This window comes from Granulicella sp. dw_53, assembly GCF_018449545.1.
Classification (GTDB): Bacteria; Acidobacteriota; Terriglobia; order Terriglobales; family Acidobacteriaceae; genus Edaphobacter.
On sequence record NZ_JAAVUR010000006.1, the window covers coordinates 1 to 26,764 of the forward strand.

A 26,764-nucleotide genomic window follows, 5' to 3' on the forward strand; every position below is an offset into this window, starting at 1 on the left:
GCATCTCGTCAGGAATGTTCCTGGATTGATGCCAAATCGCCAATGCACTCATTGACGCGAGATTAGAACTGACAGTCGTCTTCTGTTTACTGAACACCAATGCCACAAAATTTTGACTGGTGATAACAGGGTGAAAGCGCGAGAACAGGCAATCCAAACACGCTTTCTTGCAGCCCTAAGCGCAGTCGAAGGAATCATCGCTCTCTGCATCGCAGAAATCTAAATATGCAGAGAACCCTGTCAAGCCCCAAAAGCCCTTCACCCGCCGGCGCAGCACCAGCAAACAGCACATTCTAAATTCTTTAAACCAGAAAAATAAACCCAGCCAAAGTGGCACTTTAGTTTTGGTCAACTCGGTAAAATAGAACAAGAAGACAAAAAGGAAAGGCCCAGCATCACGCCGGGCCTTCGTTCTTTAAAAATCAGGCTCTGCACACGACGTAACTCATTGATCTAGGCATATTTGGACGTAACCCATGAAGATCCAGGAATTTACCCTCCGGCCCTCCGCCTGGACGAATGAAAAGAAACGGGTTACGCCCAGGCAAAGGGGGGTAGGGTCCTGGAGATAGTGGGAGAACCAACCTAAGCCAGTCCGGTAGACTCCGCCTGCTCCTGCGCATGGTAGCTGCTCCGCACCAGCGGACCCGACTCCACATGCCGGAAGCCCATCCCCATGGCCTCGTGCTTGAGGAACGCGAACTCATCCGGCGTGTAGTACCGAGTCATCGGCAGATGGTCCCGGCTAGGCCGCAGATACTGCCCGATCGTCAGAATGTCCACCTTACGGTCCGCCAGATCGCGGAACACCGTCAGCAGCTCGTGCATCTCCTCGCCCATCCCGACGATGATGCCCGTCTTGGTCACGATCGTATCGCCGGTCTCCGCCGCCACCGCCTTGGCCTTCTGCAGGAACGCCAGCGACCGCTCGTACCGCCCGCCGCTCTTCGCCACGCGATACAGCCGCGGCACGGTCTCGATATTGTGGTTCAGAATCTCCGGAGCAGCCGCCACCACCAGCCGCAGAGCCTCTTCAACCCCCTGGAAGTCCGGCGTCAGCACCTCCACCCGGCACCCCGGAGCCTGCAGCCGTATCTCTTCAATCACGCTCACAAAGGCCCGCGCCGCGCCCATATTGTCGTCATCGCGATTCACGCTCGTCACCACGGCATGCGCCAGCCCCAACTGAGCCACCGCATAAGCCACCCGACGCGGCTCGTCGAAATCGATCGGCTCAGGCCGGCCCTTCGGCACCGCGCAGAAGCCGCAGCGCCGCGTGCAAAGATTTCCCAGCATCATGAACGTAGCCGACTTCTGGTTCCAGCACTCCCCGATATTCGGGCACTGCGCGCTCTCGCACACTGTATGAAGGTTCAGCTCACGCGCCATCTTCTTCAGGTTGTGGAAGGTCTCGCCCATCGGAGCCTTGGCCTTCAGCCACTCGGGCTTCTTGGCCGGCTTGCGCGGCGTCAGATCGATCTGGACCAGTTCGGCATTCAACTGCGCCGTAGGAGGAGTCATCCCCACAATTGTATCCGTCCTCGCGCCAGTCCTGCACCGGTCCGTGCGCTTACCGCAATCGGTCCCGCACTTCCGTCCGAACCAGATACAGAAAAAACACCAGCGCAAACAGGCCCTGGATCAGGAACGGCCCCGCATGCGTCTTCTGAAACACGAACAGATTCCCCAAAAACAGCGTCAGACAACCGGCCAGCACCAGCGCCCAACCCCAGCGCAAAAGCCGCAGCAAGCCGAAGATGCCCACGCCCAGCAGCGTACAAAGCGTCAACACGCCATACTTGCCGCTCCCACTGCCAAAACGCCCCTGCAAAGCGGCAAACGCGTTGATCATCGTCAGCACCAGCATGAACATGCAGATCGCCGCGACTCCAGGCAGCATCCCGCGCGCCTTCGCCTTCAGCCTCCTGACCTCTTCCGCCTCAGGCTCTCGTATGTCGTCGATCTCGCTCATAGTGTGTGCAGATACATCAGCAGATCGTCCAGATCCTGAGGATCGATCGTATCTCCCATCGCCGGCATCATCCCGCGGCCATGCTGGATCGTCGCCGTCACACGCTCATCGGTCGCAGCGGCTCCGCTCGGCAGCGCCCGCTTCTTGTACAGCCCAACCAGCGCCGGACCATGCCGCGTCCCGTCCTTGCGGTCATAATGGCAAACCCCGCACCGCGACTGAAACACCGTATACCCATGCAACTCCCGCGGCTTCAACTCATTGATCGGAGTAGGCTTCGGATTCGCCTCGCATCCCATCAACCCAACCGCAGCAACCATCCCCAGACCGAACAAGAAAACTCTCACCCCATCATTCTCGCAGAAGCAACAGCCAGTGAGGAGCAGCAAAGTTGAACATCCTCAATTAGCCGCCGCAATCGCCGCCACAATCTTGTCCATCGCCTCCCGATCCGCATTCGACCGAGGCATATGATTCCCCACCATGATCGAGAAGATCACCGTCTTCCCACTCGCACAATCCAGATACCCACTCAAAGCCCGCGCCTCTCCCAGCGTCCCCGTCTTGGCGAACACATGATCCTTCAAAGGAACCTTCCCAAACCGCTCGATCAGCGACCCATCCTCTCCACCCACCGGTAAACTCCTCTTCCAATCCGCAAACCAAGGCTGCGTGCTCGCATACCGCAACAACCGCACCGTAGCCCGCGGAGCCACCAGATCATGCCCACTCAACCCCGACCCATCGAAGAACACAAAATCATCCTTATCGATCCCCACCATCGTCGTAAGAAAAGCACGAATCACCTGCGCCCCTTCGGCGATCGTCCAGCCTCTGTCGCATAAGGAAGTAGGAGAACGCCTCGCTAGATCCCGCAGCAACATCTCCGCATGCAGATTCTGGCTTACCTTGTTCGTCACCACCACATCTTCCGCCAGCGGAGCGGAGCGATGAGATGCGATCACCCGTTCCTCCACTTGCGACGCGCTCCCCCCATCCGCAGCCACCGCGCACCCGATTCCCCCTCCCAAGCTGCCTGCGGGGACCCCCTCCTTCACTTGCTCCAGGAAACCCTTAGTCTCGTCCGGAATCAAATGTCTCGCCCGCGCCACTCCCGAGACAACAATCCCTCTCGCCTCCAGCAATTCCTTAAGCGCCATCGCGGCATACTCCGCCGGATCGTGAATCGCGACCTCCTCAACGTTGGGCGGCGCATCGACTGCAATCGTCCCGTACAGCCGCAGCACCTTCGATCCCAGCGCGCGCTCCATCTGCACATGACTCCCTGTCTTCGCAACGCCCGTCCTCAATCCGGAGACATCCAACGTGTAATAAGCAGCCGCCGGATCGATCATCACCGTCGCAGGCGTCCCTACCGCTGCACCTGGAGTCACCGTCACTTTTAGCTGGTTGTCGTTGATGGACAGCGCAGACACAGGCGCTCCATAGCCCCATACGGTATCGTCAATCGACCAGTCCTCCGCGTACGGCTCCCACCGAAACAGCCTGTCATCCCCAACCACATCGCCGTTCACTACCTTCAACCCCGTAGCCGCTATCCCATCCGCCATCTGCGCCAGATAGCGAAGCGGATCTGGCTCCGCCAACGCAGGCGCGCCCGGAGCGGCCTTTGGCCTCAGAGCTGGCGCAACGTAGGGAACCGCTCTTCCCGAAAGATTCGCATCCCCGCCGCCCACCAGTATCAGATTCCCCTGCAGCCGCTCAGTCCCGCTAAAAATGCCTGTGGCCATCACCTTCGTCTCGAACGTCGCTCCCCCACCCATAATCGCCAACGCCGCAGCCGTAGTGAACAACTTCGCATTACTAGCCGGCTGAAACAGCTGCCCCGCATTCATCGCATAGATCGGCGACCCATCCATCGCCGTCACCATAATTCCCCAATGCGCCCGAGCCACCACAGGATCCGCCAGCAACCCCTCAATCTGTCCCGCAAGCCCCGCGCTCTGCCCCCAACCCACACTGCAAATCCCTGCTACCGCCGCCCAAAGCAGCACTCCAACCCTCAAACCCGCACCAAGCTCTCGCATCCGCGCAGTCTAGCACCGTCATCGACGCATCGACGCAAATCTCTTCCACCCCGAAGCCATAACCTCTACCCTCTACCTATGCCCTTCCTCCGCCGCACGAACTTCGACTGGCGCCTCCGCACCCGCACCCTCGTCCTCGGCTCCCGCACGCTCATCCTCGCCATCCTCAACGTCACCCCTGACAGCTTCTCCGACGCAGGACACTTCTTCTCCCCCGAAAAAGCCCTCGACCGAGCCCTCCATCTCCTCGACGAAGGCGCCGACATCCTCGACCTCGGCGGCGAATCCACTCGTCCCAACGCCAGCCCCATCTCTCCCGACGAGGAGCAATCCCGCGCCCTTCCCATCCTCGAAGCCATCCTCAAGGCGCGCCCCGAAGCCATCCTCTCCATCGACACCTTCCACGCCTCCACCGCCAAACACGCCATCGAAGCCGGAGCCGAGATCGTCAACGACGTCAGCGGCCACACCTGGGACCCCGCCATGTCCTCCACCTGCGCTGCCCTCCAATGCGGCGCAATCCTCATGCACACCCGCGGCACACCGCAAACCTGGCAGAGCCTCCCGCATCTCGCGCCGGAAGAGATCCTTCCTTTGGTCTTGACCGGACTGACCAAGAGCGTCGCCTCAACCACTGCCGCCGGAATCCCCCGCGACCGGATCGTCCTCGACCCCGGCTTCGGCTTCGGCAAGCTAGGCCAGGAGAACTACACCCTCCTCGCCCGCCTGGAAGCCCTCCACGCTCTCAATCTCCCCATCCTCGTTGGCCTCTCCCGCAAAGGCTTCCTCACCAAACCCCTGCCGCAGCCTGCCTCCAGCGCATCGCGCCTCCACACCACCCTCGCCGCCAACATCGCAGCCATCCTCGCCGGAGCCCACCTCCTCCGCGTCCACGACCCCGCCCCCGCCCGCGAAGCCGCCCTCATCGCCGACGCCACCCTCGCGGCCATCTGAACCCCGTACGCTGAAGTCAGTCGCACACCCAGCAATCCATCCTGTAGGATTCCATCGCACTCCCATACCCTTATCTGCCCGTTTCCAACCGGAGAAAAGTCATGAGCAGCATCAAACGGATCTATCCCGTGCTGGCTACAGTTGCGCTCGTTGCCACCACCCTCGTCAGCCACTCCCAGACACTCGTCGAAACCAGCTCCGAAACCCGCTTCCAGATCGACCTCAAAGTCCCCGACGCCGCCCTCAAATCCTTCTTCCCCGAGGGCTTCACCTCCAACGTCGCCCCTCAAGGCCCAGCCAAAGACTGCAACCTCCGCCTCATCTTCGTAGACCGCATCACCATCAACGGTCCCGACGGCAAGCCCCTCGGCAATGGCTCCAACCGCCTCGTCTACCTCGCCGCTCCCGCCAAGGATGCCACCGGAGCCAACGTGCAGCTCATCATCGGCGGCCTCACCGAAGATCCCTCCGACGCGCCCGGTCCCTTCGGCAACTATCTGCCCGCGGCCACGCACGACATGCGCCGCACCACCACCTCCGGCGCGTCGGGTCCCATCCTCGACATTCAGGACTGGGTCTTCGCCGCCAAGTCCGGCGAACACCTCGAACTCCACATCAAGTACGAGCGCGGCTCCGGCAACCAGGGCAAGCCCAACGACGCGAAGTTCTACTCCGCCAAGACCCCCGCCTTCTACCAGATCTCCCACCAGGAGCAGGTGCTCGACATCCTCCGCAACACCACCACCAACCCACCCGACCGCGTCAAAGAGTTCACCCTCAAGACCTCCGGCGGCAGCTACGACAAGCTCTTCGACAGCACCGTCAAGGTCCTTAGCTGGGATAACATCCTCTGGATCAACCGCACCGTCTCCACCCCATAGCTCTCTCGCTAAACAGCCACACGAGGCTGCGGAACACCCGCTGCGGGCGTAGCGTCAAACTGCGCCCGCGCCCGCAGCAGCTCTCCACGATTCTTCTCCGCCCACATCCACACGCCGCAGAACGCCGCGCTCAGACTGAGGCCCAGCTCTGTAAGCTGATACTCCACATGCGGCGGCACCACCGGATACACCGTCCGCTGCAACAGCCCATCCCGCTCCATCTGGCGCAGCGTCTTGGTCAGCATCTTCTGGCTGATCCCCTCCAACTGCTCTGCGATTCGCGTAAATCGCAACCGCTCGTTCTCGGTCAGGATCTCCAGCACCAGCATCGTCCACTTATCGGCCACTCGTCCGATAATCTCCGTCACCAGCTTGTCGAGTTCCGGATTTGTCTCACGCGGCGGAGGATGATCTTGCATGGCGGCCAGCACCGCAGCGATCCTTCGTTTCTGCTCTTCGGCGAACTATTCCGATGCCATGCCACACTCTCCCGGCGGTGCCTATCGAACTTGAAAGTGCCTACTTCTCGATGTCGATTCCGCACGCCTACTATGCTGTTGGAGCAAAAAATTGCGATGACGTTGAGACTCACGCAATTCGCTCTTTGGAGATCGATATGAAGACCACAGACAACACCATTCTAATCGCCGGCGGCGGCTCCGGAATCGGCCGCGGACTTGCAGAAGCCTTCCATAAACTCGGCAACACCGTCATCATCGCGGGCCGCCGCGAATCCGTCCTCGCCGAGACAACCGCCGCCAACCCCGGCATGGAGTTCCTCACCCTCGATACCGCAAGCCTCGACAGCATCACCCACGCTGCAGCAGAGATCAAGATGCGCTTCCCCAGCCTGAACGTACTGATCAACAACGCGGGCATCCTGAACTTCCTCAACTTCAGCTCCGACTCCGATCCGGTTCTGAACGACGAAACTCTCAACTCGGAGATCCAGACCAACATCAGCGGCGTACTGCGCATGACGTCTGCCTTTCTGCCTCAACTGCGACAGCAGGCCGCATCGACCGTCATCAACATCTCTTCGGGTCTGGCCTTCGTCCCCAACGCGCGTGCGCCCATCTACTCCGCTTCCAAAGCCTTCGTGCACTCCTTCAGCATGTCCCTGCGGGAGCAGTTGAAGAATACTTCGGTCAAGGTGATCGAGCTGGCTCCGCCCTTGGTTGAAACCGATCTGTTCGTTGGCAACACAGGCGGTGGCGCAATGCCGCTGAGAGATTTTATTGCCGCTGCTATGCAGGATCTGGCATCCGATGAAGTCGAACTGAAGGTCGCCGGAGCAAAGTTCTTCTACACCGGCGGCGTTAGCGAGAACCTGTATCCCACCTTCTCCAAGATCAACCACTAACACGCAACCGACCTAACGCAATACGACCCTCGGCCCTGCCCACCACGCAGAGGCCGAAGGTCGCAGCAGCATCCCTGGCGCAAGATCACATCACCATCACCGGCGACTCCTCGTCCTCATCATCCTCGTCGTCATCCTCATCTTCGTCGTCATCATCTTCATCTTCGTCTTCTAACTCGACGTCGACATCGACTTCCTCATCCTCCACCGCCGTCCCCTCGTCCAGAGCCTCGTCCAGCACTTCGCTGCTGGCACGCTCCGTCGGGTTGCTGCTGGAGTTGTCGAACGTCGCCGTAGAATCCGCGCCGATCCCTCGGATTGGATCCTCGAACTCTTCCTTCTGCGTCTTTGCCATCTGCGTCTTTGCCATAATGTGTCACTCCTGGGGGATGGTTTTCGCTTTTATGCAAAGATCGTCTTGCGCGGTGGAGTCTCAATGCGAAAAGATCGTCCTGCATTATGCAATGAGATGCACTCTAGGCCAAATCCTTCGCCTCGCCCCTCAGATTCCCGAATCTTTCAGAGAGACGCTCGATCCAGCTTTTTGTATCTCAAAAAACCTATCATTTCGCGGGATTTCGACACAACTGCTCCCTCGAAATCTCTTCCCGCGTTATCCTCTGGGGAGAAGGAAATACGAACATGCTCTCTAGCTATCTCGTTCTGGCTCTGCTCGCTATCAACCTGATCTGCCTCATCCTCCTTCTTCGCAGATCCAGTGCCGCGACGCCGGCCGATCCCCGCCTCCTCCAGCTCCCCGATCAGCTCACCCGCCTCGATGCGCGCGCCGAAGGCCTCGACGCCCACATCCGCAGCACCCTCACCCAGTTGCGCTCCGACTTCTCCGCAGAGGCCCAACGCACCCGCGAAGAGGCAGACAAAGCCTCCACCTCCCTTCGCGTCGAAATCTCCCAGAACATCGCCACCCTGGGCCAGACCCTGCAAAGCGGCCTCGGCAGCTTCCGCGAAGACAACAAGACAGCCGCCTCCGCCCTTACCCTGTCCGTCCACAATCAGCTCGAAGCCCTCAGCCAGCGCCTCTCCGCCTTCACCGCCGAAACCACCCAGCAGCACACCAGCCTCCGCGAATCCCTCAACGCCAAGCTCGCCGACCTCATGACCAGCAACACCGGCCTGCAGGATAAGCTCCGCACCTCCGTCGAAGCCCGCCTCGATAAACTCAACACCGACAACGAAGCCAAGCTCGAACAGATGCGTGTCACCGTCGATGAAAAGCTCCAGTCGACGTTACAAGCTCGCCTCACCGAGTCCTTCGGCCAGGTCACCGACCAGCTCACCAAGGTCCACTCCGGCCTCGGCGAGATGACCCGCCTCTCCGAGGGCGTCAACGACCTCTCCCGCATCTTCACCAACGTCAAATCCCGCGGCGGCTTTGCGGAGGTCCAGCTCGGCATGCTCCTCGAACAGATGCTCGCCCCCAGCCAGTTCGTCCGTAACGCCCGCGTCAAAGAGGGCACCCAGGAGGTCGTCGAGTTCGCCGTCCGCTTCCCCGGCCACTCTGGCGAGACCCTCCTCCCCATCGACGCCAAGTTTCCCCGCGAAGACTGGGAGCGCCTCGAAGCAGCATACGAGTCCAACAGCCCCGAAGCCGTCGCCGCCGCCGGCAAGGCCTTCGAGGCCGCCATCCGCACCGAGGGCGAACGCATCTGCAAAAAGTACATCAACCCGCCCATCACCACGCCCCACGCCATCATGTTCCTCCCCACCGAAGGCCTCTACGCCGAGGTCATGCGCCGGGACTCCCTCCAAGCCGAGATCCAGTCCAAATGCCAGGTCACCATCGCCGGCCCCAGCACCCTCTCCGCCATCCTCACCAGCTTCCAGATGGGATTCCACATGCTCGCCATCCAGGAAAAGGGCGACGAAGTCTGGAAGGTCCTCGCCTCCACCAAGACCGAGTTCGGCAAGTTCGGCACCCTCATGTCCAAGATGGAAGACCAGGTAGGCACCGTCCAAAACACCATCCAGAAACTAGGCGTACGCACCCGAGCCATCGACCGCACCCTCCGCGAGGTCAGCGAAACCGGCTCCACCCCCGATAACGTCCTGGCCTTCGACGGCATCGCTCCCCTCCTCGCCGCCGCTGGCGAAGAGGACTAGCGCAGCCCTGAATCGGAGAGAGTCATGCCGTTTACAATGATGTTCTAAATTTATTTGTAACTAAAATTGCCACATAAAAATTGTCATCCTGATCGAAGCCACTCGCAGCCTCACCGCGAGTGGTGCAGTCGAAGGACCTGCGGCTTGCTCGAAGCACCCATCCTCTTCATGTCTTACAAGAAGCACCTACCTCTGAGCCTTCACCATATCGCTAATCCATCGCGGCTCATCCGGCTCAAGCTGAACCGCCTGCCCTTTGCCAATCCCCCAGCGATGAATCCACGACAACCCCTTACGCCCAACATACCCATCCCGCAGTCGATACGCACTATCGCTCATCGCGCTTTCCAGACTGACAAACTCATAGCCTCTATCCCTGAACATCTGCAAGAGCGCAGGCAGCATCTCCGCATTCAGCCTGCTCGCATGGATCAGCAAGACCTGGGGACACTCCCTCCCCAACACCTCCACCGATCGCCTCTCGAAGAACTCCACCACGCTCTGCATATAAGGAATGTAAGCCTCGCGAACACGCCGTGCGAGAGCAGCATCATGCGTATCAAGCGCACGGCCGTACACAGAAGCAAACATCCAATCACTATCGTCAATCGTAACCGGAGCCTCTCGATACCCATGCTCGGCTAAAAACGCATGAAGCCAATCCTTCACCGCAGACGTAGCCCCATCATGCAGGTACGGAGCGCGAAAGTATCGTACCCGAGCCACACCCAGCGGCCCTCGAAGCTCCGCATCCGTCCGCAGAATCTCCTCCTCATACTTCGGCAGCGGCGTGTCATTGAGATCCGGATGCGACCAGGTATGATTCCCCAGCTCTGCTCCCGCATCCAGCCAGACGCGCAATAGATCCCGCCGCTGCTCTTCCGTAAGGTTGCCGCACCTCTCCCCAATCACAAACCCCGCAACCGGAACCTTCTGCGCCTGAACAGGCTCCATCAATCGCCGCGTGACGGATCTGGTCTCCTCAAAATCGCACGAGGCCTTATCCGCAAAGGGAAGATCGTCGATCGTGATCGCAACCTGCCGAGCATGCAGAAGGCAAGGACGAACCCCAGCACCCAAACCAAACACAAAGAGCACACACCCCAAACGCACGAGGCGCGACAGCTCCACCCTTAGGAGAGAAATCGCAACAGAGATCACAGTCACCAGAAAAGTGTACCCGTACTCCACCCACTCCGAATATCACCTTACGAAGCCCCATACCACTCGTCATGCGGAGACTCCTCCCCACATCGATGACACCCGGTCACCTCCCATTGGTAGCGGCACGCCGGACAAAGCCCACGCGTATGAAACGTATTCCAGACATGCCCACACCTGCAGACCCAGCGCTCCCTCGCATTCGGCGAAGCACTACACCTCGGGCAGCGCACCAGAGCCCCATCCGGACTGCGGAAGGGCTCCTCCCCTCCGAGCATCCCGCCGCGAACTGAACCCCTTGGCGACCCACCCCCACGCCGTGGCCGATACTGCTGCCACAATCCCTGCAGCTCCGGCAGTCCAGCCAGAGCCGCCGCCAGCTCGATCTGCGCAAACAGCCGCAGGTCGTCATCCGGAACCCGATCGAGATAGATCTCCGCCTCCCGCCCAAGCCGCTTCCCCGCGCTGTAGAAGATGCTTCGAAAGCTGCCGGTAGAAGGCCAGAACGCCTTCGGAGCCTCATTCGGGCTATCCACCGCCGTATCTTCCTCATAGCTTTCGAGCGCATGTTCAATCGGCGGTCCGAAATCCCCATCCTTCGACGCCTGCAGCAGTGCCCTCATGGAGTTGAGGTCCCGCCCACTTCCACTCATGACGACTCCGCCGACACAACTGTCTCCAGACTTCTTCCGCCGCTCTTCGCCTTCCTCCCGAATAGAATCCATCCCCTTGGGATAACGCCGCACAGCCGCGGCGAGCTGTTCATACCTGGCGATCAAGGACCTCGCCAACTGCCCATCCAGCCGCAGAACGACATGCCACACCTGAAACAACGTATGCTCCCGCGTCGAGGTGATCCGCAGCTCTCCCTCGTCATACGTCGCCGTCATCGGCGAATCGGGCAGCCTCAAAGTCACCTGCACAATCTCGCGCATCACCTCCCGCGCCTCTTCCTCAGGCAACACCTTCCACTGCGACGAGAACAACCAGAGAAAGCCATCCTCCCACGACCCCCGCCACGCCTGCACCGCGCATCGCAACACCTCCACCCGCCGTCCCGCATCCTCCAGCAGAAGCATCAGATTCCCCGCATGCCGGAACGGAAACGTAGATGGATCGCCATGACAAGTCACATACTCAAACACCGCGTCCATCTGTCCATGGTCGAGCATGATCCGGACCAGCATCTCCGAGTTGAACTGCTCATGGGACCCATTCCTCCCGGCAGGAATCGTCTCCAACAACTCCGGCGCAACCGCCGCCGCCACCCACCTCGCCTGCTCCAGAAGAGCATCGCGATCGCGGCCCGCAAGCCGCCGCGCCTCCTCCAGCGCCATCTCGAACGTGATCCGCGCCCGGCCCCTGTCCACAGCAGTCTGCACCCGTGCGATCCGCAACATCGCCGCCGCACGCACCGCCGGCTGCGATCGTGCTGCCTGCTCCCGCATCCGAGCTAGCGGATCCTCCAGCATGCACACAGTCTAGCCACACTTCGTCCCTCGGCTAACGCAAAATCGCCCTCGCCCCCAAGAAAACGAGAGCACAATCCCACGACGGTAATAGCGTCAACGCCCCTTGAACTCACTAGACGTCCGCAACGCCTTCGTCACCTCCCCAGCGATGTCATCCTGGACCATCAGGATGTCATCGAAGGGCCGGTCATAGCTCTCCGTCCAGACGACAAACCCGTTGTCCGCGCGAATCAACCGCGCAGCAACCCTTAGCCTCCCGCCCGACTTGCGTACACTCCCATCCAGCACATAGGCAACCCCCAACGCCTTCGCAATCTCGCCGACAGGCACCAGCTTCCCTTTGAAATAGAACGACGAAGTAGGACCCGGCACCCGCAGCCCCGGCACCTTGCTGAGCTTGTCGATCAGCTCCTCCGTCATACCATCGGCAAAGGGCTCCTCATTCATCCCTTCGGTCAAATCCAGAAACGGCAGCACGGCAATCGACTTCGCGGGCTGCGAAGCAAAGGCACTCGGAGCCACCCGATGACCAATCCCCACCCCGTAGACAAACAAGACAACGACACCCACAAAGCAAATCACCGCAACACCAGCCAACACAAAACCCACTCCACGAAGCGGCCTCGAAATCGGCATCGCCATATCCGAGACCTCCGAAGCCGAATCCAAAGTCCCCGCCTGCGCAACAGAAGAATCGGCCCACGGACGAACCGCCGCCACCATCCGATACCCCAGCCGCGGCACCGTCGCAATATAAACAGGCTGCTTAGGATCGTCGCCCAGCAGACGGCGCAACGAAGCCACAGCCTGATAGACAGAGTCCGTCGAAACAGTCACCCCAGACCAAGCCTGCTCGAGCAACGTATCGATACTCACGACCTCGCCAGCATGCTCCGCCAGACAAAGCAGCAGACGCATCGTCCGCGCCTCCAGCCGAACGCTCTCGCCATCCCGCGAGATCTCGCCAGCAGCCGGATTGACGCACCATGCGCCGATGCGAAGCAATGTCGTAGTAGTGCGCTCCATACAGGCCCGGTCGATCACCCTCTATCTCGAAGTAGAAAGCTACGCCCGCCGATTATATCGACACCATGAAGAAACGCAGCGACGCGACAAAGAACCTGGGATAAGGTCGGTCGCGTCATTCGAACCTACCGATCCGCTTCAGGAAAAGGTCAAGAGTACCCCCCTGCAGCACGACGGAAAAGACGACTACGAGATACGTTGTTGCAAGAATCCAGGTACGGCTCTGAAGGTCCGGTACGGAAAGGGCAAGTGCTATCGACAGACCGCCGCGTAAGCCGCCCCAACTGAGCGTGAGGAGGGAAGATTTATGCCCGGGCTGCAACAGTCGCACCAACCCCAAAACGAGCGTGACGACCAGAATACGGACCACGGTCACGGAAAGAATCGCAAGTCCGCCCGACTCGAAGGTTCGCTGCGTAAAAGGGATAGCGAGCACTTCAAAGCCCAGCAGAACGAAGAGAATCGCGTTCTGAACTTCATCAATCACCCTCCAGAACCGATCTAAGGATTCGTGGGAGATTTCGGCATGCAAATGATTCATGTTGAACCGGCGAAGTGCCAGTCCGGCTGCAACCGCTTCGAGCGGAGCCGAAAGGCGTAACGTCTCCGCCAAAGCATAACCACCCAAAGCGAGCGATAAGGTGAGCAGTATTTCAATTTGGTAAGCTTCGACACGCCGCATCAGTTCGGAGGCCGTCCATGCAAGGGCGATGCCCAACAGGAGTCCACCACTGGACTTCAGCATCAGCAGGAGCCCTATGTGTCCAATGGATGGAGCTTCCCCTCGCGAGGCTTCCAGCACCGCAAGGAAGAGAACCGCTCCGATGCCGTCATTAAACAGCGATTCCCCAGCAAGTTGCGCCTGGATATTCTTGGGAACACCCACCCGGTGCAACATCTCGAGTACGGCGACCGGATCAGTGGGAGAGATCAACGCGCCGAAGAAAAGGCATTCAATCCACGGAGCAGCGATCCCAAAAACCGGCAGAAGCCAGTGCATGACACCAGCCAGAGCAGCCGTCGAAAGGAGTGTGCCGATAACCGAAAGGAGACCCACCGCGAGTTTTTCTCGGGAAAGGTAGAGAAGGTCCAGAAGAAATGCGCCTGCAAACAGAAGCAAACCCAGCATTCCATGAAGGATCAATTCCTCAAATCGAATCCGGCCGACCAGGGTCATGCTCCAGGCATGCAACCCCGGAAAGACATGGCCCAACACAATCATGACGATGGACGAGATCACCGTGAGCAGCATCGTGCCGATGGTGATAGGAAGTCGGCAGACGCGCACGCTCAGCCAGCCAAAGAGAGCTGCTGCGGTGATGATGATGCTGACTAGTGAAAGTGTAGTCATGGCTCTCACTCGAGCCTACTTGATTCAGATCGATTGAGAGTTGCTGCTCGTGTCCGCTCGGTTGGTCCGGCAGATCGCCACCCGGCACCCAACTGGCTTAGCACCTAAAATAGTGCTCATGCCGTCCGATCGTTTTACCCCGCACGAAGAACTCGCCCGGGTACTGCTTCCAGCCAACGGCGACTTCGACGATGGATCGCACGATCTGTCTCACCTCACCCGTGTTTGGAAGAACGCCAGAACGATCCACGCGGAAGAAGGCGGAGATCTGGAGTTGATCGCCGCCGCCGTCTTACTCCACGATTGCGTCCAGATCGCAAAAGACTCCCCGGAGCGGGCGAATGCTTCGCGGCTCGCGGCTCAAAAAGCTCGACAGCTCCTCGCTTCGCTGGGTTGGGTGAGCGACCGTATCGACACAGTGGCCGAAGCCATCGAAAGCCACAGCTTCTCAGCCGGCTTGCAACCTGCCTCGCTCGAAGGCCGCATTCTTCAGGACGCCGATCGCCTCGATGCCATTGGGTTTACAGGTATCGCCCGGTGCTTCTATACGGCAGGCAGAATGGGATCGAGTCTCTACCACCCTCTCGATCCGCATGGCGAAACGCGCCCACTGAACGATAGCGCCTTCGCACTGGACCACTTCCCGAAGAAACTTCTCCGGCTCTCGAATGGATTCCAGACAGAGACCGGACGAAGGCTGGCGCACGAACGAGAGCGGGCACTTCAAGCCTTCTACGATGGAATGCTCTCCGAGATCTCGGAGTAACTTACCCCGCCGCCCACAAACCATCCTTTTCAGAAGTATTCAGAGTCTTTCAGACCAAGCTCAGGACTTCCCGCCTCTCATCCCGCTACGGTAAGCCGGGACTCGCTGCTCAAGGTCAATCGCACGGCCAACCGCACACGAGCTCCGAACAAATCACAGGCGAAAGAGAGAACACACATGATGGAAGACTCAGCCCCTCGGCTCTTCGAGAAAAGAACCCCTAAAAGAGGCGCCCTACTGACAATCGCCGTAGGCGGCCTGCTCGGGCCGAAGGCAGAGCACGGAGGCGTCGGCACCTACCTCCTTGGCGTCTCTCTCCACTTCTTTATCGCCCTCTCGGCCTCCGCGATCTACTACACGGCAAGCCGCAGCCTTGGCTTCTTAAAGGAGCACCCACTCCTCTGCGGCCTGTTCTACGGCGCGGCGGTCGAAACCGTGATGAATCTCGTCGTCCTGCCTCTCTCCGCGCTCCACGCCAGAGGCCCCTACGAGCTGCACGACCTGATCCAGGGACTGCTCGTCCACATGGTCGTAGTCGGCCTGCCCATCTCCTTCAGCGTCCGGAGATTCGCGACGCAAATCAACCAGAAGATAGACGTGCGCCCCTTACAGCAGCGGACAACTATTAGCTCCAAAATAAAACCCTCAAAAATCCCAGCAAAATCACATGTCAACCCCCGAAACGCCCTAACCTAAACAAAACAAAGCCAATAAAAGTGCAAGTTAGTTTTGGCCCATTCCGTAAAATAGAACTAGAGATAAAAAAGAGCCTTGCCGAACTGGCAGGGCTCTTACATTTAAGCGAAAGGAGAAAAAGAAGCCCTAAGTTGAACCGTGTCACGGATTTGGACGCAACCGCCCTGGAATCAATAATTTCCAGGGCGCCACCCCGCATAACTGGCTGAAAATAAGCCGCTTCTAGCCAGGCAAGGGGGGAGGGGTCCCCTCCACAGGGAGGAGGAAGCAGGGCAGAGTGTCCGGCAAGGATGGGAGGGGCCTAGAACCGAGCAGCATCCAGCTCCAACGCCGCAGGCCCGGATAGGGAAATCGGAGAAGTCGGAGGAAAAGCAGGAATGGATAAGCTGAATCTCCATCCGGATTCGGGGAGCCAACCACCCTGAACCGCTCACTCCCTAAAAATTCCTCGAAATGGGAGAGACGCCCGGCACAGGCATGCGGCAACCGTCGCTATGCTTTACACTCAACAGGGCGCTCGGTATCCTTGAGGCTTGGCACTGCCTGGCTCACCGGCGGCCATATTTGGCGTCCCAACAATGGACATTGCATCCAAACCACTTTGATTCTTGCGTGAAGACGCACAACAGGAGAGACACATGGCAGCAGTAGACGAGAAGGTTAAACAGATTATTGTCGAGCAGCTTCAGGTGGATGAGGCCGAAGTCACCCCCGGCGCAAGCTTCCAGGAGGACCTCGGCGCTGACTCTCTCGACGTAGTCGAACTCGTCATGCAGTTTGAGGAAGCCTTCGACATCCAGATCCCCGACGAAGACGCCGAGAAGATCAAAACTGTGAAGGATGCTGTCGACTACATCGAAAAGAATCAGAAGGCGGCAAAGTAGCAATGTCCCAGCAGCAAAGCCCGGAACCATATCAGCGGCGGCGTGTCGTCGTCACCGGCATCGGCCTCCTCTGCGGTGTCGGAAAGACCGTTCCAGAGGTCTGGGCAGGTCTTCTCGCAGGCAAAAGCGGAATGGCGGAGATCAAGGCCTTCGACCTCACCGGTCACTCCGTCCGCTTCGCCGCCGAGGTCAAAGACTTCGACCCACTCCTCTTCGTGGATAAAAAAGAGTCCCGTAAGATGGGCCGTTTCATCCACTTCGCCCTCGCCGCCTCGGCGGAGGCGATGGCCCACTCCGGTCTCATCATCGATGAGACCAACCGCGACCGCTTCGGAGTCCACATCGGCTCCGGCATCGGCGGGTTCGACGTCATCGAGCGCGAACACTCCAATATGCTCGCCGGCGGACCCCGCAAAATCTCGCCCTTCTTCATCCCGGGCTCCATCGTCAACCTCGCCGCCGGACACGTCTCCATTAAGTACAACGCCCGCGGACCCAACGAGGCCACCGCGACAGCCTGTACCTCCAGCGCCCACTCCATCGGCGACGCCTTCCGCATCATCCAGCGCGGCGACGCCGACGCCATGATCGCAGGAGGCACCGAAGCCGCCATCACTCCCATGGGAGTCGGCGGATTCGCTGCCATGAAGGCCCTCTCCACCCGCAACGAGGACCCCGAACACGCCTGCCGTCCCTGGGACAAGGATCGTGACGGATTCGTCTGCGGCGAAGGAGCCGGAATCCTCATCATGGAAGAACTGGAGTTCGCCAAGGCGCGCGGAGCCAAGATCCTCGCCGAAGTCATCGGCTACGGCATGTCCGCCGACGCCTTCCACATGACTGGCATGGCTCCCGAAGGCGAAGGCTGCTTCCGCGCCATGACCGCGGCCCTCAAGGTCGCCGGAATCGCCCCGGACCAGATCGACTACGTCAACGCTCACGCCACCTCGACCCCTCTCGGCGACGCCCTCGAATCGAAGGCCATCGAGAACGTCTTCGGCGCGCGCGCTCTGGACCACGAGCTCCTCGTAAGCTCCACCAAATCCATGACCGGACACCTTCTAGGCGGAGCCGGCGGCCTCGAGGCCGGCATCACCATCATGGCCATGCTGGAGCAGACCGCACCGCCCACCATGAACATCGTGGAGCTCGACCCCCAGTGCCGCCTCAACTACGTCCCCAACACCCCCAAGGCCGCAAAGATCGACTACGCCCTCTCCAACTCCTTCGGCTTCGGAGGCACCAACGGCTCCCTGGTCTTCAGACGCTGGACGGAATAGGCTAAAAACCTGTACCAACAAACGGCACGGCGAAAGCCGTGCCGTTTTATTCAAACCGAAGTGCTGTCATTGGATCGACTCGGGTAGCCCTTCGAGCTGGAATCCAAATAGCGATCAGTGCGACCGCGCTAAGAAGCAGCGGTGTCACGATGAAGGCTGTGGGATCCCAGGCCTTTACTCCGAATAGGAAGCTGGCCAGGAAGCGGGTCAGCCAAATAGCTCCACCGATACCGATGGCCACGCCAATGAACGCGAGTGACATTCCCTGGCGAAGAACCATATTTCGGATGCTGGACGCCTGGGCGCCAAGTGCCATGCGAACGCCAAGCTCCTGCGTGCGCTGTTGTACGGTATAAGCCATGAGGCCATAGACGCCGATTGCGGCCATGAGCAATCCTGACGCTCCGAAGATAGTCAGGAGCAGCATGTTGAAGCGTTGGCGGGAGGTGGTACGCACCAGGATCTCATCCATGGTGCGAATGTGCGCGACGGGCAGACCTCCACTGGTCTCGCGAAGGGCTGCGGATATAGGCGCAACAAGCGACCGCGGGTCTACGTTGCTGCGGACGGCCCACCACAGAGGCGCGACACGGGAGTTGAGCGCGGTCTCTGCGTCGGGCATTTGGGAGACGGGGAAGTACATGGTCGGACGAGGATCGCGATTGAGGCCGCCGTCGTGGGTATCACCGACGATGCCGATGATCTGGCGTGGAGGCTCGGCGAAGGTCGGTCCCATATTCACCGCGGTCAAGAGGCGGTCCTTGAGCGGATCCCCTTTTGGCCAGTACTGTTTTGCCATCGCCTCGTTGATGATGATCACTCCAGGCGCAGAGCCGTCATCGTGCTCAGTGAAACCGCGTCCGCGCAACAAAGGAATCTTGAAGGTATCGAAGTAGGTCCACGATACGGAGTAATAGCCACCGCCTCCTGTCGAGCGGGCATTGCCCTTGGGACGTCCCACGATGTCGAATGGCACGCCAAAACCACCTTGCAGCGGCAAGCAGCACGCGGCGGCGGCATTGGTGACTCCGGGGATGGACTTGAGCCGCTCGGTTCCATCGCGAATAATTTGTGCGACACCTTCTGTCTTCTGGAAGCGATCGCCGCTGATCGACATGGCCATCGTGAGTACATTGTGGGTGTCGAAGCCGGGATCGACTGCCTGTAGCTTCAGGAATGTGCGAATGAGCAGAGCCGCTCCGATCACGAGGACCAGGGCAAGCGCCATCTCACTTACGACCAGGATGGAGCGGAGCTTGCCGCTACGAAAGCCGAGGCCGGCGCGATTGCTGCTCTCGTTGAGTCTGGCAGCAAGGTTGGGACGGGAAGCGCTGAAGGCTGGGACGAGGCCGAAGAGAACTCCGGTGAGAAGGGAGACTCCCAAGGCAAACAACAGCAGGTTGAGATCGAGCGTCACGGCGATGCCGTTTTCTCCGAGTCGAGGAATGCCGCCGAGGTTGATGCGAAGCAACAGTCGAAGGCCGACAAATCCCAGAATAAGGCCGAGGAATCCACCGGTGAGAGAGAGCGTAAGGCTCTCGATGAGCAGTTGCCGCGTAATCTGTCCACGTCCAGCGCCGAGAGCGGCGCGAGTGGCGAGTTCGCGCTTTCGGGCCGAGGCGCGCGCCAGTAGAAGGTTGGCGACGTTGGCACAGGCGATGAGGAGGACGAAGAAGACGGCACCGAGCAGGACCAGGAGCGAAGATCGAGTATCGCCGACGATCGATTCCTGGAGCGAAGCGATACCAAAGCCGTCATGAGGGGGAAGGGCGTCGCTGCCGTAGGTGCGGCGGTACTGATTCTCGGCGAGCTTCAACTGCGCGTTGGCTTGTTGCAATGTGACGCCGGGTTTAAGCCGCGCCGCGACGGTGAAGTAATGGGCCATGTCGTGAGAGGTGAGATCAAACTGGTATGGCAGCCAGAGATCGCCAGCCGGTTCTGTGACGAATCCGCGGCCGATCACACCGACGACGAGGTAAGGCTGACCGTCGATCTGGATCGTTCTTCCAACGATGTTTACGTTGCTGCCGAAGCGTGTCTTCCAGAGGCCATAACTGAGGACAACGACACGCCCTCCGTTCGGGCTGTCCTCTGCGGCGGTGAAGGTACGGCCGGCGAGCACCGGTGCGCCAAACATAGCGAAGTAGTCTGCGGTGACGTGGATGCCTTGTACCTGCTGGGGATTGTCGCTGCCGGTAAGGTTGAGTCCTGCTCCGCCCCAGTCGTAGCCTGCGACCTGCTGGAAGATACTGGTCTGCTGATGCCAGATGTTGAACTTCGGTATATTTGCGCCGGGAAATGAGCCCTGGGGGCCTGTATTCATCAGTTCCACAAGAGTTTGAGGGTCAGGATAGGTGAGCGGTTTGAGCAGCACGGTGTTGACGACCGAAAAGACTGCCGTGTTGACACCGATACCAACCGCGATCACCAGGATGGCGACTGCAGTGAATCCAGGGGTCTTTGCGAGAGAGCGCAACGCGAAGCGCAGGTCGCGCCAAACGGCTTCGAGCCAAGGTATGGAACGATAGCTCCACACGCGCTCGCGCGTTACACGCGGATTGCCAAACTTCAGGCGGGCCCGTCGGCGAGCCTCCTCCAGAGAGAGTCCTCTCGCAGCATTTGCGTCCTGCTCGTGAGCCAGGTGGGATTCAATCTCCTCGGCTAGCTCTACGTCTCTCTTCTCACGTTGCTCAAAGCGGCGTAAGTTCATAAGCGTTCTCCTTCTACCTACTCCATCGATTCACCAAGAATGAGGCCGATTGCGCGAGTCATCTGCCGCCAGCGGCTGGTTGCAGCCGCAAGTTCCTTGCGGCCCTTTGCGGTAAGGCGATAGAACTTTGCCTTGCGGTTGTTTTCGCTTGTGCCCCACTCAGAGGCGAGCATGCCCCGGTCTTCGAGCCGGTGGAGGGCTGGATAGAGCGATCCCTGCTCCACGTCCAACGAGTTCTCCGACGTACGCTCGATAACCTCTGCGATCGTGTGCCCGTGCGCAGGGCCCATCACCAACGTGCGCAGAATGAGCATGTCCAAGGTACCTTGCAGAATATCGCCGGCCGCCGGTGTTTTTTTGGCTCCCACGCACTCCCTCCACTCGAATGACTATGCAAGAAAGACTTATACTCCACTCGAATGGCTATGGGAAGAGCTTTTCTTCTGGCCGATGAATTTCTATTGGAAGTAAATGAGAAGATCGGGTCCGCCAAGGCTAGCTAGTTGGGCCTACGAGCAGAGTGGCCTATCGTCGCTAGCCGATAGAGAGCAACGCACCGGGACATACTGAGGGTGTCGGTTATGCCAGCATCCTGAGACGCGTCACGACCTGTTCGAGTTCCAGGAAGCGGTCCACTGCGTTTCGTGCGAATTCGCCGTAGAGGGGATGTGTAAGCAGCGGGGAATGAGCCAGGGTGTCGCGATCGATCATGGGGAATTCGGTTTTGTTTACTGTCGCATTCGCCATCGAATCCATTCCCTCCGCCATCCTATACCGCAGCGCGATCAATTCCGGCTGTGTGAGGAACTCGCGATCTTCCTCGCGGTGGAGGACGGCAAATTGATTCCAGAAAAATGCGACCAGAGTCAGCGAGGCGTTGAGAATCATCTCGCTCGAGAGAAGATGCTGTTTGACGTCGACACCGAACTCGTACTCTACTGTTTCGCCCATGGTGCGGATGTTGCCGACCGTCTTGCCGACGTGGTCGCGTATTGCGTCAGCGTGGCGGCGAAGCTCGGCGAGGTTGGTGACCGTGTTGGCCAGCCGCAGATACTCTGCGGCGCTACGCATCATAGCCGCCAGCGAACCTCGCATCGCGGTCACGGTTCGCACCGGCCATAGCTGGTCGAAGACAAACGCCATGACGACTAACGCGAGAAGGATGCCCATCAGACGATCGCGGGCCGGAGCGAGTTCGATGGGTGCGCTGAATCCTTCAAAGGCTACCAGATAAAATGAAAATGCTATCTGCAGACCCACATAGTTGAACTGCCGTCCACCCGCCCACCATGCCGCCAGCATCGAGATTGCTGCGATGAGCAAGACCAGCGAGGAAATGGTATCCATGTAGGGGAAGAGGTAGATGGTGGCTCCCATCCCCAAGATGAGGCCCCCGATAATGGCGCCCACGAGGCGAAAGATAAGCTTCTGCTTAATGGCTCCGCTGGTGCTGAGGCCGGCGATGACAACGGTGATGACAGAGGTGGAGATACCAGGCCAATCGACAGCGCGAACGATGATGTAACAGATCGTCGCGCACAGACTGAGTTTGAGCGCGAAGGCGACGGTCTCCTTCCTCGCTAATGCGCCGGGGATGAAGATGGGAACCTTGCTCGATGGTAAGGCGACTAGTTCTTTATTCTTCATGCCTGCGATCTCCGCGGGCATGGAGAGGATGGCGTGTAGAGTTTCATCGACGTGGTCGAGCAGGGTGGAGGAACCTGCAGGTCTTTGCTCTTCCAAATCTTTGGGCTTCGCCCTGATGTCGTGGATCAGGTCACGGCAAAGGTCCGCGATGTGAGCGCAGCGGCGTTGAAGCGCGGGATCTGAGCTGGAGAGATTCTGTGTGCCGAAGGCGGCGGAGACATCCATCAACTGCGCCAGCATAGTGATGCGCACTCGCGTTCCGATGGGCAGCACGCCTGGGTCGAGTTTGCGATCGACGATCATGTTGTAGAGCTGCAACATGCCGTTCTGACCGGCTACGGCGAGACGGGACACAGCAATAACGGCCGGGACGATCTGTTCGCGTGGAGCCCCTTGAGCATAGAGCGAGAACATCCTGCCGAGCGCCTCGTAGCGAATTCTGCGCTGTTGTTGTAGATCGGCGGCGGGAGCCCTGGCCCCGAGAGTGTACTCGACTGCGATCGAACACAGCACAGCGATCGAGACTGTTCCGATGATGTAGAGCGACTGTTTGACGAGATAGCCGGCTGGGGCGTGCGTCTCCCAGAATGCGATCAGGGTGCAGTAGATGAATCCCCAGGTGGAGGCCAGGACCGTGATGTTCGTGGAGAGCATCAGCATTCCGGCGAGGAAGACCACGATAGAGACGCTCAGAAGCCGCGCCATCGGGTTATTGTCCGTAAGGGAGACGACGGCAAGCACCGTGCCCGCTGTAAAAACCAGAGCCACCAGGGAAAAAAACCCTGATCGGAAAGAGACGGAAGGTGAGTCGCGCCCTACGAGAAAGATGAAATAGAGACCCAACGATGCGAAAGGCATCCTGAGGACCATCATGAGGATGAGCGCGAGGACGGTGGCAAGAACGATGCGGAGGGAACTGTTCAATCGTCCCGGCGTCGGTTGCAGGTCTTGCCAGAATCGGTCGACCCAGGTTGCGAGGCTCGTGGCCATGCCGTTACCTCACAACCGTGACGGCTGTGGCTCCAACGCGGAAGAGATTCGGATCCGGATCGTCGATGTGGACGCGGACGGGAAATCTCGCGGAGAGATGAACCCAGTTCAGCGTGCGCTCGATGTTGGGCAGACCGCCCGCGACCTTGCCGTCTTCGGGAAAGACGCCATAGCCGATACTCTCTACGTGGCCGCCGAACCTGCGGTCGGGATGCCCCATAACGTAGACGTCGACGTGCGAGCCGAGGTGAATGTTTTTCAGCTTGGACTCTCGGTAGTTGGCGATGACATACCAGTTGCGTGTATCGATGAGGGTGAACAGCGGACTGCCGGGACGGGCATAGGCGCCTTCAGAGATGTTCATGCTGGTCACATACGCATCGAAGGGGGAAGGTACGCGTGTGCGCTCGAGATCGAGGCGGGCGCTATCTACTTTGGCGGCTTTGGAGGGCCGCTGCGCTATCAACGTCTCTACGCGGTCTATGGTGTGGATGGCCTGGCCGAGCCGAGCCTGCGACTCGATGGCGGTGCTTCCGGCTTGTTCGTGCCGCAGCATGGCTTCGTCGAGCTGGGCCTGTGCCTGGAGGAGTGCCGCGCTGGATTCGTCGAAGCTCCCCTGCGCGACGCGCACGGAGGTGCTGACCTGATCGACCTGTTCGACGGTAACGTACTGCTTTTGTAGCAATGGCTGGATGCGCTTCAGATCGTTGGTTGCGTACTCCAACCGCGCCTGGGCAGCGGCCTTGCCTGCCCGGGCGCGGGAGACGGCGGCCTTGGCCAGATCGATGCTGCTGCTGGCAGTTTGAACGCCGGTCCGCGAGACATGAACCGCAGCTCCGGCTGCCTCGACGGCGCTGTTCTGCGCGGCGATCTTGCGTCTTTCGTCGATGATCTGCTGCTCGAGCAATTCCTGGTCGGCCAGAGCCTGCTGCAGTGCATACTCATAGGGGCGCGGGTCGATCTCGAATAGCAGGTCGCCCTTTTTCACGAAGGCATTGTCCTTAACCGGCAGCCGGACCAGGCGTCCACTGACCTCCGGAGCGATCTCGATGTAGTTGGCCCACACGTTGGCATCATCTGTTCGCGGATGCAGATCGACCTGATAGATAGCCAGCAGAAGCGTAAGCGCAGCAGCGACGACGACACCGATGAGGATACGGCGGCCGAGCCGTTTACGGTTGAGGCTTTGAGTCTCTTGATCCATACGATGTCCTTAGCGGAAGAAGATCAACCACAGTACGCAACTGAGCAGGATAACTACAGAAGGATAGAAGAGAGCGACTGGCCCAATCTCCGACTCGAACTGATAGCGCAATAGCACCACCCGCAGGACACAGGTAAGGACGATAGCGATGGTCAGACAGAGCATCCAGACGGGAAAGAAAGAGCCGATGATATCGACCGATGGCGCTCGGCCGCAGCCTGCGCACAGCAGGCAGGTCGCTTGGGCTAGGATCAGGGTTCTTCGGGTCATTGTGGTTGGCCAATCTGGGGCTTCGGGATGGATGTTTTCGTTGCGGGCGTTTGCGACCGGAGCAGATTGCCAGTGCTGAACTCCAGATCGACTGCTTCGAGGAGAAGTTGCGAACGCGCCGACACGCTGGAGTAGCGAGCCTGCGCCAACTGTCTCTCTGCCGTCACTACGTCGATAAGATTCTTCACGCCATATTTGTAGGCCTCGAGCGAGGCCGAATAGGAAGAGTTGGCGGAGTCGAGGAGCGACACCGCAGCTTGTTGTTTGCGCATCGCTGACCGGAAGGCGATGTAAGCTGTCCAGACCTCGCGCGTAGTTCGATCGCGCTTCTCGCGCAACTCGTCCTGGGCTGTGCGTTTTTGCGATCTGGCAGAGGCAAGCTCGTTTTTTCGCGCTCCTCCGTCAAACAACCGCCATTCCACGGCCACCGCCGCCGACCATGTGGGCTCGCTTGCATTGCCGAGCTGGCCGTAGTCCACGGTGGGCCAGATGGAGGTCTGCGCTGCATTGGCCGAAAGAAGAATCTTCGGAAGATACTCGGACCTCGCGGAACGTATTGCGTCATCGGCGGCACGTATCTCCTCTGCCTGTGCCATGAGGTCTGGACGGTCTGCCATGGCGCGTGCAATCAACGCATCGATTGGCATGGTCAGCTCATCAGGTAGTGGAGCACTCTTCTGCCCATCGATCGTGATGTCCGGCGAGGGCTCAACGCCAATTGCTTCCGTCAAGGTGACGCGCGCAATCTTTTCATCACCGTCGGCCGACTCCAGGTCGAAGACAGCTTGCGAGGCCTCGGCGCGAGCGTTTAGAACATCAGGTATCGTAGATCGGCCGTTGAGGAGCTGGGCCTCGGCTGCGTCCTGTGTGGTTTGGGCAGTCTTCAAGGTCTGTTGCGCGGCCTCAAGACGTTCCTGTTGAGTGAGCAGCTTGTAGTATGCGCTGGCCACGGTGAAGGCTATCTGTTGATTGGCCTGAATGAAGTTCGCTCCAGCGGCCAGCTTTTCGGCAGTCGCGGCATCTACCTTCGCTCCGCGTTTGCCGAAATCGAAGAGGAGATAGTCGAGTGTGACTTCGGGTACGACAGCCGGCACTTCGACCAGGTTGTAGCCTCGAGGCGATAGAGGCTTAGGAAAGGGATTGATGATGCGCTCGTCGGAGAAGGCCGCCACTCCCGCAAGCACAGGGTAGTAGGCACTTTTTGCGACGCCCAGCTCATCCGCCCTCTGCTTGGCCCGCTCCCATGCGATGCGTGTGCGTGGATTGTTTTGCTCGGCGATATCGATCAACTCTGCAAGCGTGTAGGGATGTGCGGGGTCGAGCTTCGCGACGGTATCCGATGCAACTGCATGGGCGGCGCAATCCGCGGCTGCGCCAGGTGTCGAGCTTATGCCGGCGCATTGGGCCATCAACGTCACAGGCCGGCAACAAGCAAAGACAAATAGAAGACTCAACCGAATGCACAGCTCAGGCCGCTTCAAAGCCAGAGGTTGAGCGTGCTGCCTGACCAGGCTCCGAACGATTACTCCTGTTAGCAAAAGGCTCTCCCCATATCCCTGTAAAGTGCATCATAGCCAACCCCCAAGAGGGCGTAAACACGAAGGCAGAACTAAGAAGAGTTGGGAGCGCAGATCGTTCATCGAGACGACTTTGCACTCACCGTGATCATTTGCATTTGTGACGATTGACCTGGTTAACAGTAACCAGGGTAGTAAGAATTAATCTCGCTTCTCTGAAGATCAACCGTCTGACAATTCTGAATTTCACAAATCAAGGACAAGGCGCGATATAGAAGTAGCCTACAGCTTGTGGTCTCTCAAAAATTGAAATGGAGACAAAAAAATGCCAAAAAGATAGGGCCTTTCCATTTTGAACGAAAGAAAGGGAACTCAAGCCGGATCAATGCTTTGGCAATTGGGTTGAAATCGATATTTTGCAGCAAACCACCACCGCGAATACTCCCTCGGT

Annotated in this window: 24 protein-coding genes; 8 read left to right on the top strand and 16 right to left on the bottom strand. The window is 59.3% G+C overall.

Annotated features, from left to right (window positions below):
- Positions 1-585: 585 nt before the first annotated feature.
- The 4 genes from lipA to dacB are packed head-to-tail and all read right to left on the bottom strand — an operon-like array spanning position 586 to position 4,020.
- Complete coding sequence (gene lipA / locus HB393_RS10565) at positions 586-1,521, bottom strand: lipoyl synthase (RefSeq protein WP_213805146.1); 936 nt, start codon at positions 1,519-1,521, stop codon at positions 586-588.
- A 49-nt stretch (positions 1,522-1,570) separates the two neighbouring features.
- Positions 1,571-1,972, bottom strand: a complete 402-nt coding sequence (locus tag HB393_RS10570; protein WP_213805147.1) for a hypothetical protein — start codon at positions 1,970-1,972, stop codon at positions 1,571-1,573.
- Positions 1,969-2,319 (bottom strand): cytochrome c, encoded by a 351-nt coding sequence (locus HB393_RS10575; RefSeq protein ID WP_345945142.1) that lies wholly within the window; start codon positions 2,317-2,319, stop codon positions 1,969-1,971. The genes HB393_RS10570 and HB393_RS10575 overlap by 4 nt, the downstream gene beginning before the upstream one ends.
- Positions 2,320-2,373: 54 nt before the next feature.
- Positions 2,374-4,020: a D-alanyl-D-alanine carboxypeptidase/D-alanyl-D-alanine-endopeptidase gene (dacB, locus tag HB393_RS10580; RefSeq protein WP_213805148.1), complete on the bottom strand. Its 1,647-nt coding sequence runs from the start codon at positions 4,018-4,020 to the stop codon at positions 2,374-2,376.
- 78 nt (positions 4,021-4,098) lie between these two features.
- On the opposite strand from dacB, the gene folP reads away from it, so the two are divergent.
- Both folP and HB393_RS10590 read left to right on the top strand, forming a co-directional pair.
- Positions 4,099-4,974, top strand: a complete 876-nt coding sequence (gene folP, locus HB393_RS10585) for a dihydropteroate synthase (protein WP_213805149.1) — start codon at positions 4,099-4,101, stop codon at positions 4,972-4,974.
- 101 nt (positions 4,975-5,075) lie between these two features.
- Positions 5,076-5,855, top strand: a complete 780-nt coding sequence (locus HB393_RS10590) for a hypothetical protein (RefSeq protein ID WP_213805150.1) — start codon at positions 5,076-5,078, stop codon at positions 5,853-5,855.
- An 8-nt stretch (positions 5,856-5,863) separates the two neighbouring features.
- On the opposite strand, the gene HB393_RS10595 is transcribed toward HB393_RS10590, so the two are convergent.
- A complete protein-coding gene (locus HB393_RS10595) occupies positions 5,864-6,286 on the bottom strand; it encodes a helix-turn-helix domain-containing protein (protein ID WP_345945143.1) in 423 nt (140 codons plus the stop codon).
- Positions 6,287-6,471: 185 nt separating this feature from the next.
- Between HB393_RS10595 and HB393_RS10600 the strand changes: the two genes are divergently transcribed.
- A complete protein-coding gene (locus tag HB393_RS10600) occupies positions 6,472-7,218 on the top strand; it encodes an SDR family NAD(P)-dependent oxidoreductase (protein WP_213805151.1) in 747 nt (248 codons plus the stop codon).
- Positions 7,219-7,303: 85 nt separating this feature from the next.
- Here the strand turns inward: HB393_RS10600 and HB393_RS10605 are convergent, their stop codons facing one another.
- Positions 7,304-7,588: a hypothetical protein gene (locus HB393_RS10605; protein ID WP_213805152.1), complete on the bottom strand. Its 285-nt coding sequence runs from the start codon at positions 7,586-7,588 to the stop codon at positions 7,304-7,306.
- Between the two features lie 272 nt (positions 7,589-7,860).
- On the opposite strand from HB393_RS10605, the gene rmuC reads away from it, so the two are divergent.
- Entirely contained in the window at positions 7,861-9,339 is a 1,479-nt protein-coding gene (gene rmuC / locus HB393_RS10610) for a DNA recombination protein RmuC (protein WP_213805153.1), read from the top strand.
- Positions 9,340-9,525: 186 nt separating this feature from the next.
- On the opposite strand, the gene HB393_RS10615 is transcribed toward rmuC, so the two are convergent.
- From HB393_RS10615 to HB393_RS10630, 4 genes are all read right to left on the bottom strand, one after another.
- The gene (locus HB393_RS10615) at positions 9,526-10,452 is read right to left on the bottom strand and encodes a polysaccharide deacetylase family protein (protein WP_213805154.1); all 927 of its coding nucleotides are present in this window, start codon (positions 10,450-10,452) and stop codon (positions 9,526-9,528) included.
- Between the two features lie 95 nt (positions 10,453-10,547).
- Entirely contained in the window at positions 10,548-11,948 is a 1,401-nt protein-coding gene (locus HB393_RS10620) for a hypothetical protein (RefSeq protein ID WP_213805155.1), read from the bottom strand.
- Positions 11,949-12,065: 117 nt separating this feature from the next.
- Positions 12,066-12,998, bottom strand: coding sequence for a winged helix-turn-helix domain-containing protein (locus HB393_RS10625; RefSeq protein ID WP_255550981.1), 933 nt, complete (start codon positions 12,996-12,998; stop codon positions 12,066-12,068).
- A 115-nt stretch (positions 12,999-13,113) separates the two neighbouring features.
- A complete protein-coding gene (locus tag HB393_RS10630; RefSeq protein WP_213805156.1) occupies positions 13,114-14,349 on the bottom strand; it encodes a sodium:proton antiporter in 1,236 nt (411 codons plus the stop codon).
- 118 nt (positions 14,350-14,467) lie between these two features.
- On the opposite strand from HB393_RS10630, the gene HB393_RS10635 reads away from it, so the two are divergent.
- The 4 genes from HB393_RS10635 (at position 14,468) to fabF (ending at position 17,975) form a co-directional block, all read left to right on the top strand.
- The gene (locus HB393_RS10635; protein ID WP_213805157.1) at positions 14,468-15,115 is read left to right on the top strand and encodes an HD domain-containing protein; all 648 of its coding nucleotides are present in this window, start codon (positions 14,468-14,470) and stop codon (positions 15,113-15,115) included.
- Between the two features lie 177 nt (positions 15,116-15,292).
- Positions 15,293-15,811, top strand: coding sequence for a hypothetical protein (locus tag HB393_RS10640; RefSeq protein ID WP_255550982.1), 519 nt, complete (start codon positions 15,293-15,295; stop codon positions 15,809-15,811).
- A 638-nt stretch (positions 15,812-16,449) separates the two neighbouring features.
- Positions 16,450-16,695 carry an acyl carrier protein gene (locus HB393_RS10645; protein ID WP_020715918.1) on the top strand — a complete coding sequence of 82 codons (246 nt, stop codon included), beginning with the start codon at positions 16,450-16,452 and terminating at the stop codon, positions 16,693-16,695.
- Positions 16,696-16,697: 2 nt separating this feature from the next.
- Positions 16,698-17,975 (top strand): beta-ketoacyl-ACP synthase II, encoded by a 1,278-nt coding sequence (fabF, locus tag HB393_RS10650; RefSeq protein ID WP_213805158.1) that lies wholly within the window; start codon positions 16,698-16,700, stop codon positions 17,973-17,975.
- Between the two features lie 46 nt (positions 17,976-18,021).
- Here fabF and HB393_RS10655 read toward each other — a convergent pair whose 3' ends face one another.
- From HB393_RS10655 to HB393_RS10680, 6 genes are all read right to left on the bottom strand, one after another.
- Positions 18,022-20,685: an ABC transporter permease gene (locus HB393_RS10655; protein ID WP_213805159.1), complete on the bottom strand. Its 2,664-nt coding sequence runs from the start codon at positions 20,683-20,685 to the stop codon at positions 18,022-18,024.
- 17 nt (positions 20,686-20,702) lie between these two features.
- Complete coding sequence (locus HB393_RS10660; protein WP_345945145.1) at positions 20,703-21,053, bottom strand: PadR family transcriptional regulator; 351 nt, start codon at positions 21,051-21,053, stop codon at positions 20,703-20,705.
- Positions 21,054-21,264: 211 nt separating this feature from the next.
- Positions 21,265-23,322, bottom strand: a complete 2,058-nt coding sequence (locus HB393_RS10665; RefSeq protein WP_213805160.1) for an FUSC family protein — start codon at positions 23,320-23,322, stop codon at positions 21,265-21,267.
- A 4-nt stretch (positions 23,323-23,326) separates the two neighbouring features.
- Complete coding sequence (locus tag HB393_RS10670) at positions 23,327-24,526, bottom strand: biotin/lipoyl-binding protein (protein WP_213805161.1); 1,200 nt, start codon at positions 24,524-24,526, stop codon at positions 23,327-23,329.
- Between the two features lie 9 nt (positions 24,527-24,535).
- Positions 24,536-24,796 carry a YtcA family lipoprotein gene (locus HB393_RS10675; protein WP_213805162.1) on the bottom strand — a complete coding sequence of 87 codons (261 nt, stop codon included), beginning with the start codon at positions 24,794-24,796 and terminating at the stop codon, positions 24,536-24,538.
- The gene (locus HB393_RS10680; protein WP_213805163.1) at positions 24,793-26,205 is read right to left on the bottom strand and encodes a TolC family protein; all 1,413 of its coding nucleotides are present in this window, start codon (positions 26,203-26,205) and stop codon (positions 24,793-24,795) included. Before HB393_RS10680 ends, HB393_RS10675 begins: the two co-directional genes overlap by 4 nt.
- Positions 26,206-26,764 lie beyond the last annotated feature (559 nt).

Coding starts and splice junctions, on each gene's coding strand:
- lipA (WP_213805146.1), bottom strand. CDS start 1,521: ATGACTCCTCCTACGGCGCAGTTGAATGCCGAACTGGTCCAGATCGAT.
- HB393_RS10570 (WP_213805147.1), bottom strand. CDS start 1,972: ATGAGCGAGATCGACGACATACGAGAGCCTGAGGCGGAAGAGGTCAGG.
- dacB (WP_213805148.1), bottom strand. CDS start 4,020: ATGCGAGAGCTTGGTGCGGGTTTGAGGGTTGGAGTGCTGCTTTGGGCG.
- folP (WP_213805149.1), top strand. CDS start 4,099: ATGCCCTTCCTCCGCCGCACGAACTTCGACTGGCGCCTCCGCACCCGC.
- HB393_RS10590 (WP_213805150.1), top strand. CDS start 5,076: ATGAGCAGCATCAAACGGATCTATCCCGTGCTGGCTACAGTTGCGCTC.
- HB393_RS10600 (WP_213805151.1), top strand. CDS start 6,472: ATGAAGACCACAGACAACACCATTCTAATCGCCGGCGGCGGCTCCGGA.
- HB393_RS10605 (WP_213805152.1), bottom strand. CDS start 7,588: ATGGCAAAGACGCAGATGGCAAAGACGCAGAAGGAAGAGTTCGAGGAT.
- rmuC (WP_213805153.1), top strand. CDS start 7,861: ATGCTCTCTAGCTATCTCGTTCTGGCTCTGCTCGCTATCAACCTGATC.
- HB393_RS10620 (WP_213805155.1), bottom strand. CDS start 11,948: ATGCGGGAGCAGGCAGCACGATCGCAGCCGGCGGTGCGTGCGGCGGCG.
- HB393_RS10625 (WP_255550981.1), bottom strand. CDS start 12,998: ATGGAGCGCACTACTACGACATTGCTTCGCATCGGCGCATGGTGCGTC.
- HB393_RS10630 (WP_213805156.1), bottom strand. CDS start 14,349: ATGACTACACTTTCACTAGTCAGCATCATCATCACCGCAGCAGCTCTC.
- HB393_RS10635 (WP_213805157.1), top strand. CDS start 14,468: ATGCCGTCCGATCGTTTTACCCCGCACGAAGAACTCGCCCGGGTACTG.
- HB393_RS10640 (WP_255550982.1), top strand. CDS start 15,293: ATGATGGAAGACTCAGCCCCTCGGCTCTTCGAGAAAAGAACCCCTAAA.
- HB393_RS10645 (WP_020715918.1), top strand. CDS start 16,450: ATGGCAGCAGTAGACGAGAAGGTTAAACAGATTATTGTCGAGCAGCTT.
- fabF (WP_213805158.1), top strand. CDS start 16,698: ATGTCCCAGCAGCAAAGCCCGGAACCATATCAGCGGCGGCGTGTCGTC.
- HB393_RS10655 (WP_213805159.1), bottom strand. CDS start 20,685: ATGAACTTACGCCGCTTTGAGCAACGTGAGAAGAGAGACGTAGAGCTA.
- HB393_RS10665 (WP_213805160.1), bottom strand. CDS start 23,322: ATGGCCACGAGCCTCGCAACCTGGGTCGACCGATTCTGGCAAGACCTG.
- HB393_RS10670 (WP_213805161.1), bottom strand. CDS start 24,526: ATGGATCAAGAGACTCAAAGCCTCAACCGTAAACGGCTCGGCCGCCGT.
- HB393_RS10675 (WP_213805162.1), bottom strand. CDS start 24,796: ATGACCCGAAGAACCCTGATCCTAGCCCAAGCGACCTGCCTGCTGTGC.
- HB393_RS10680 (WP_213805163.1), bottom strand. CDS start 26,205: ATGGCCCAATGCGCCGGCATAAGCTCGACACCTGGCGCAGCCGCGGAT.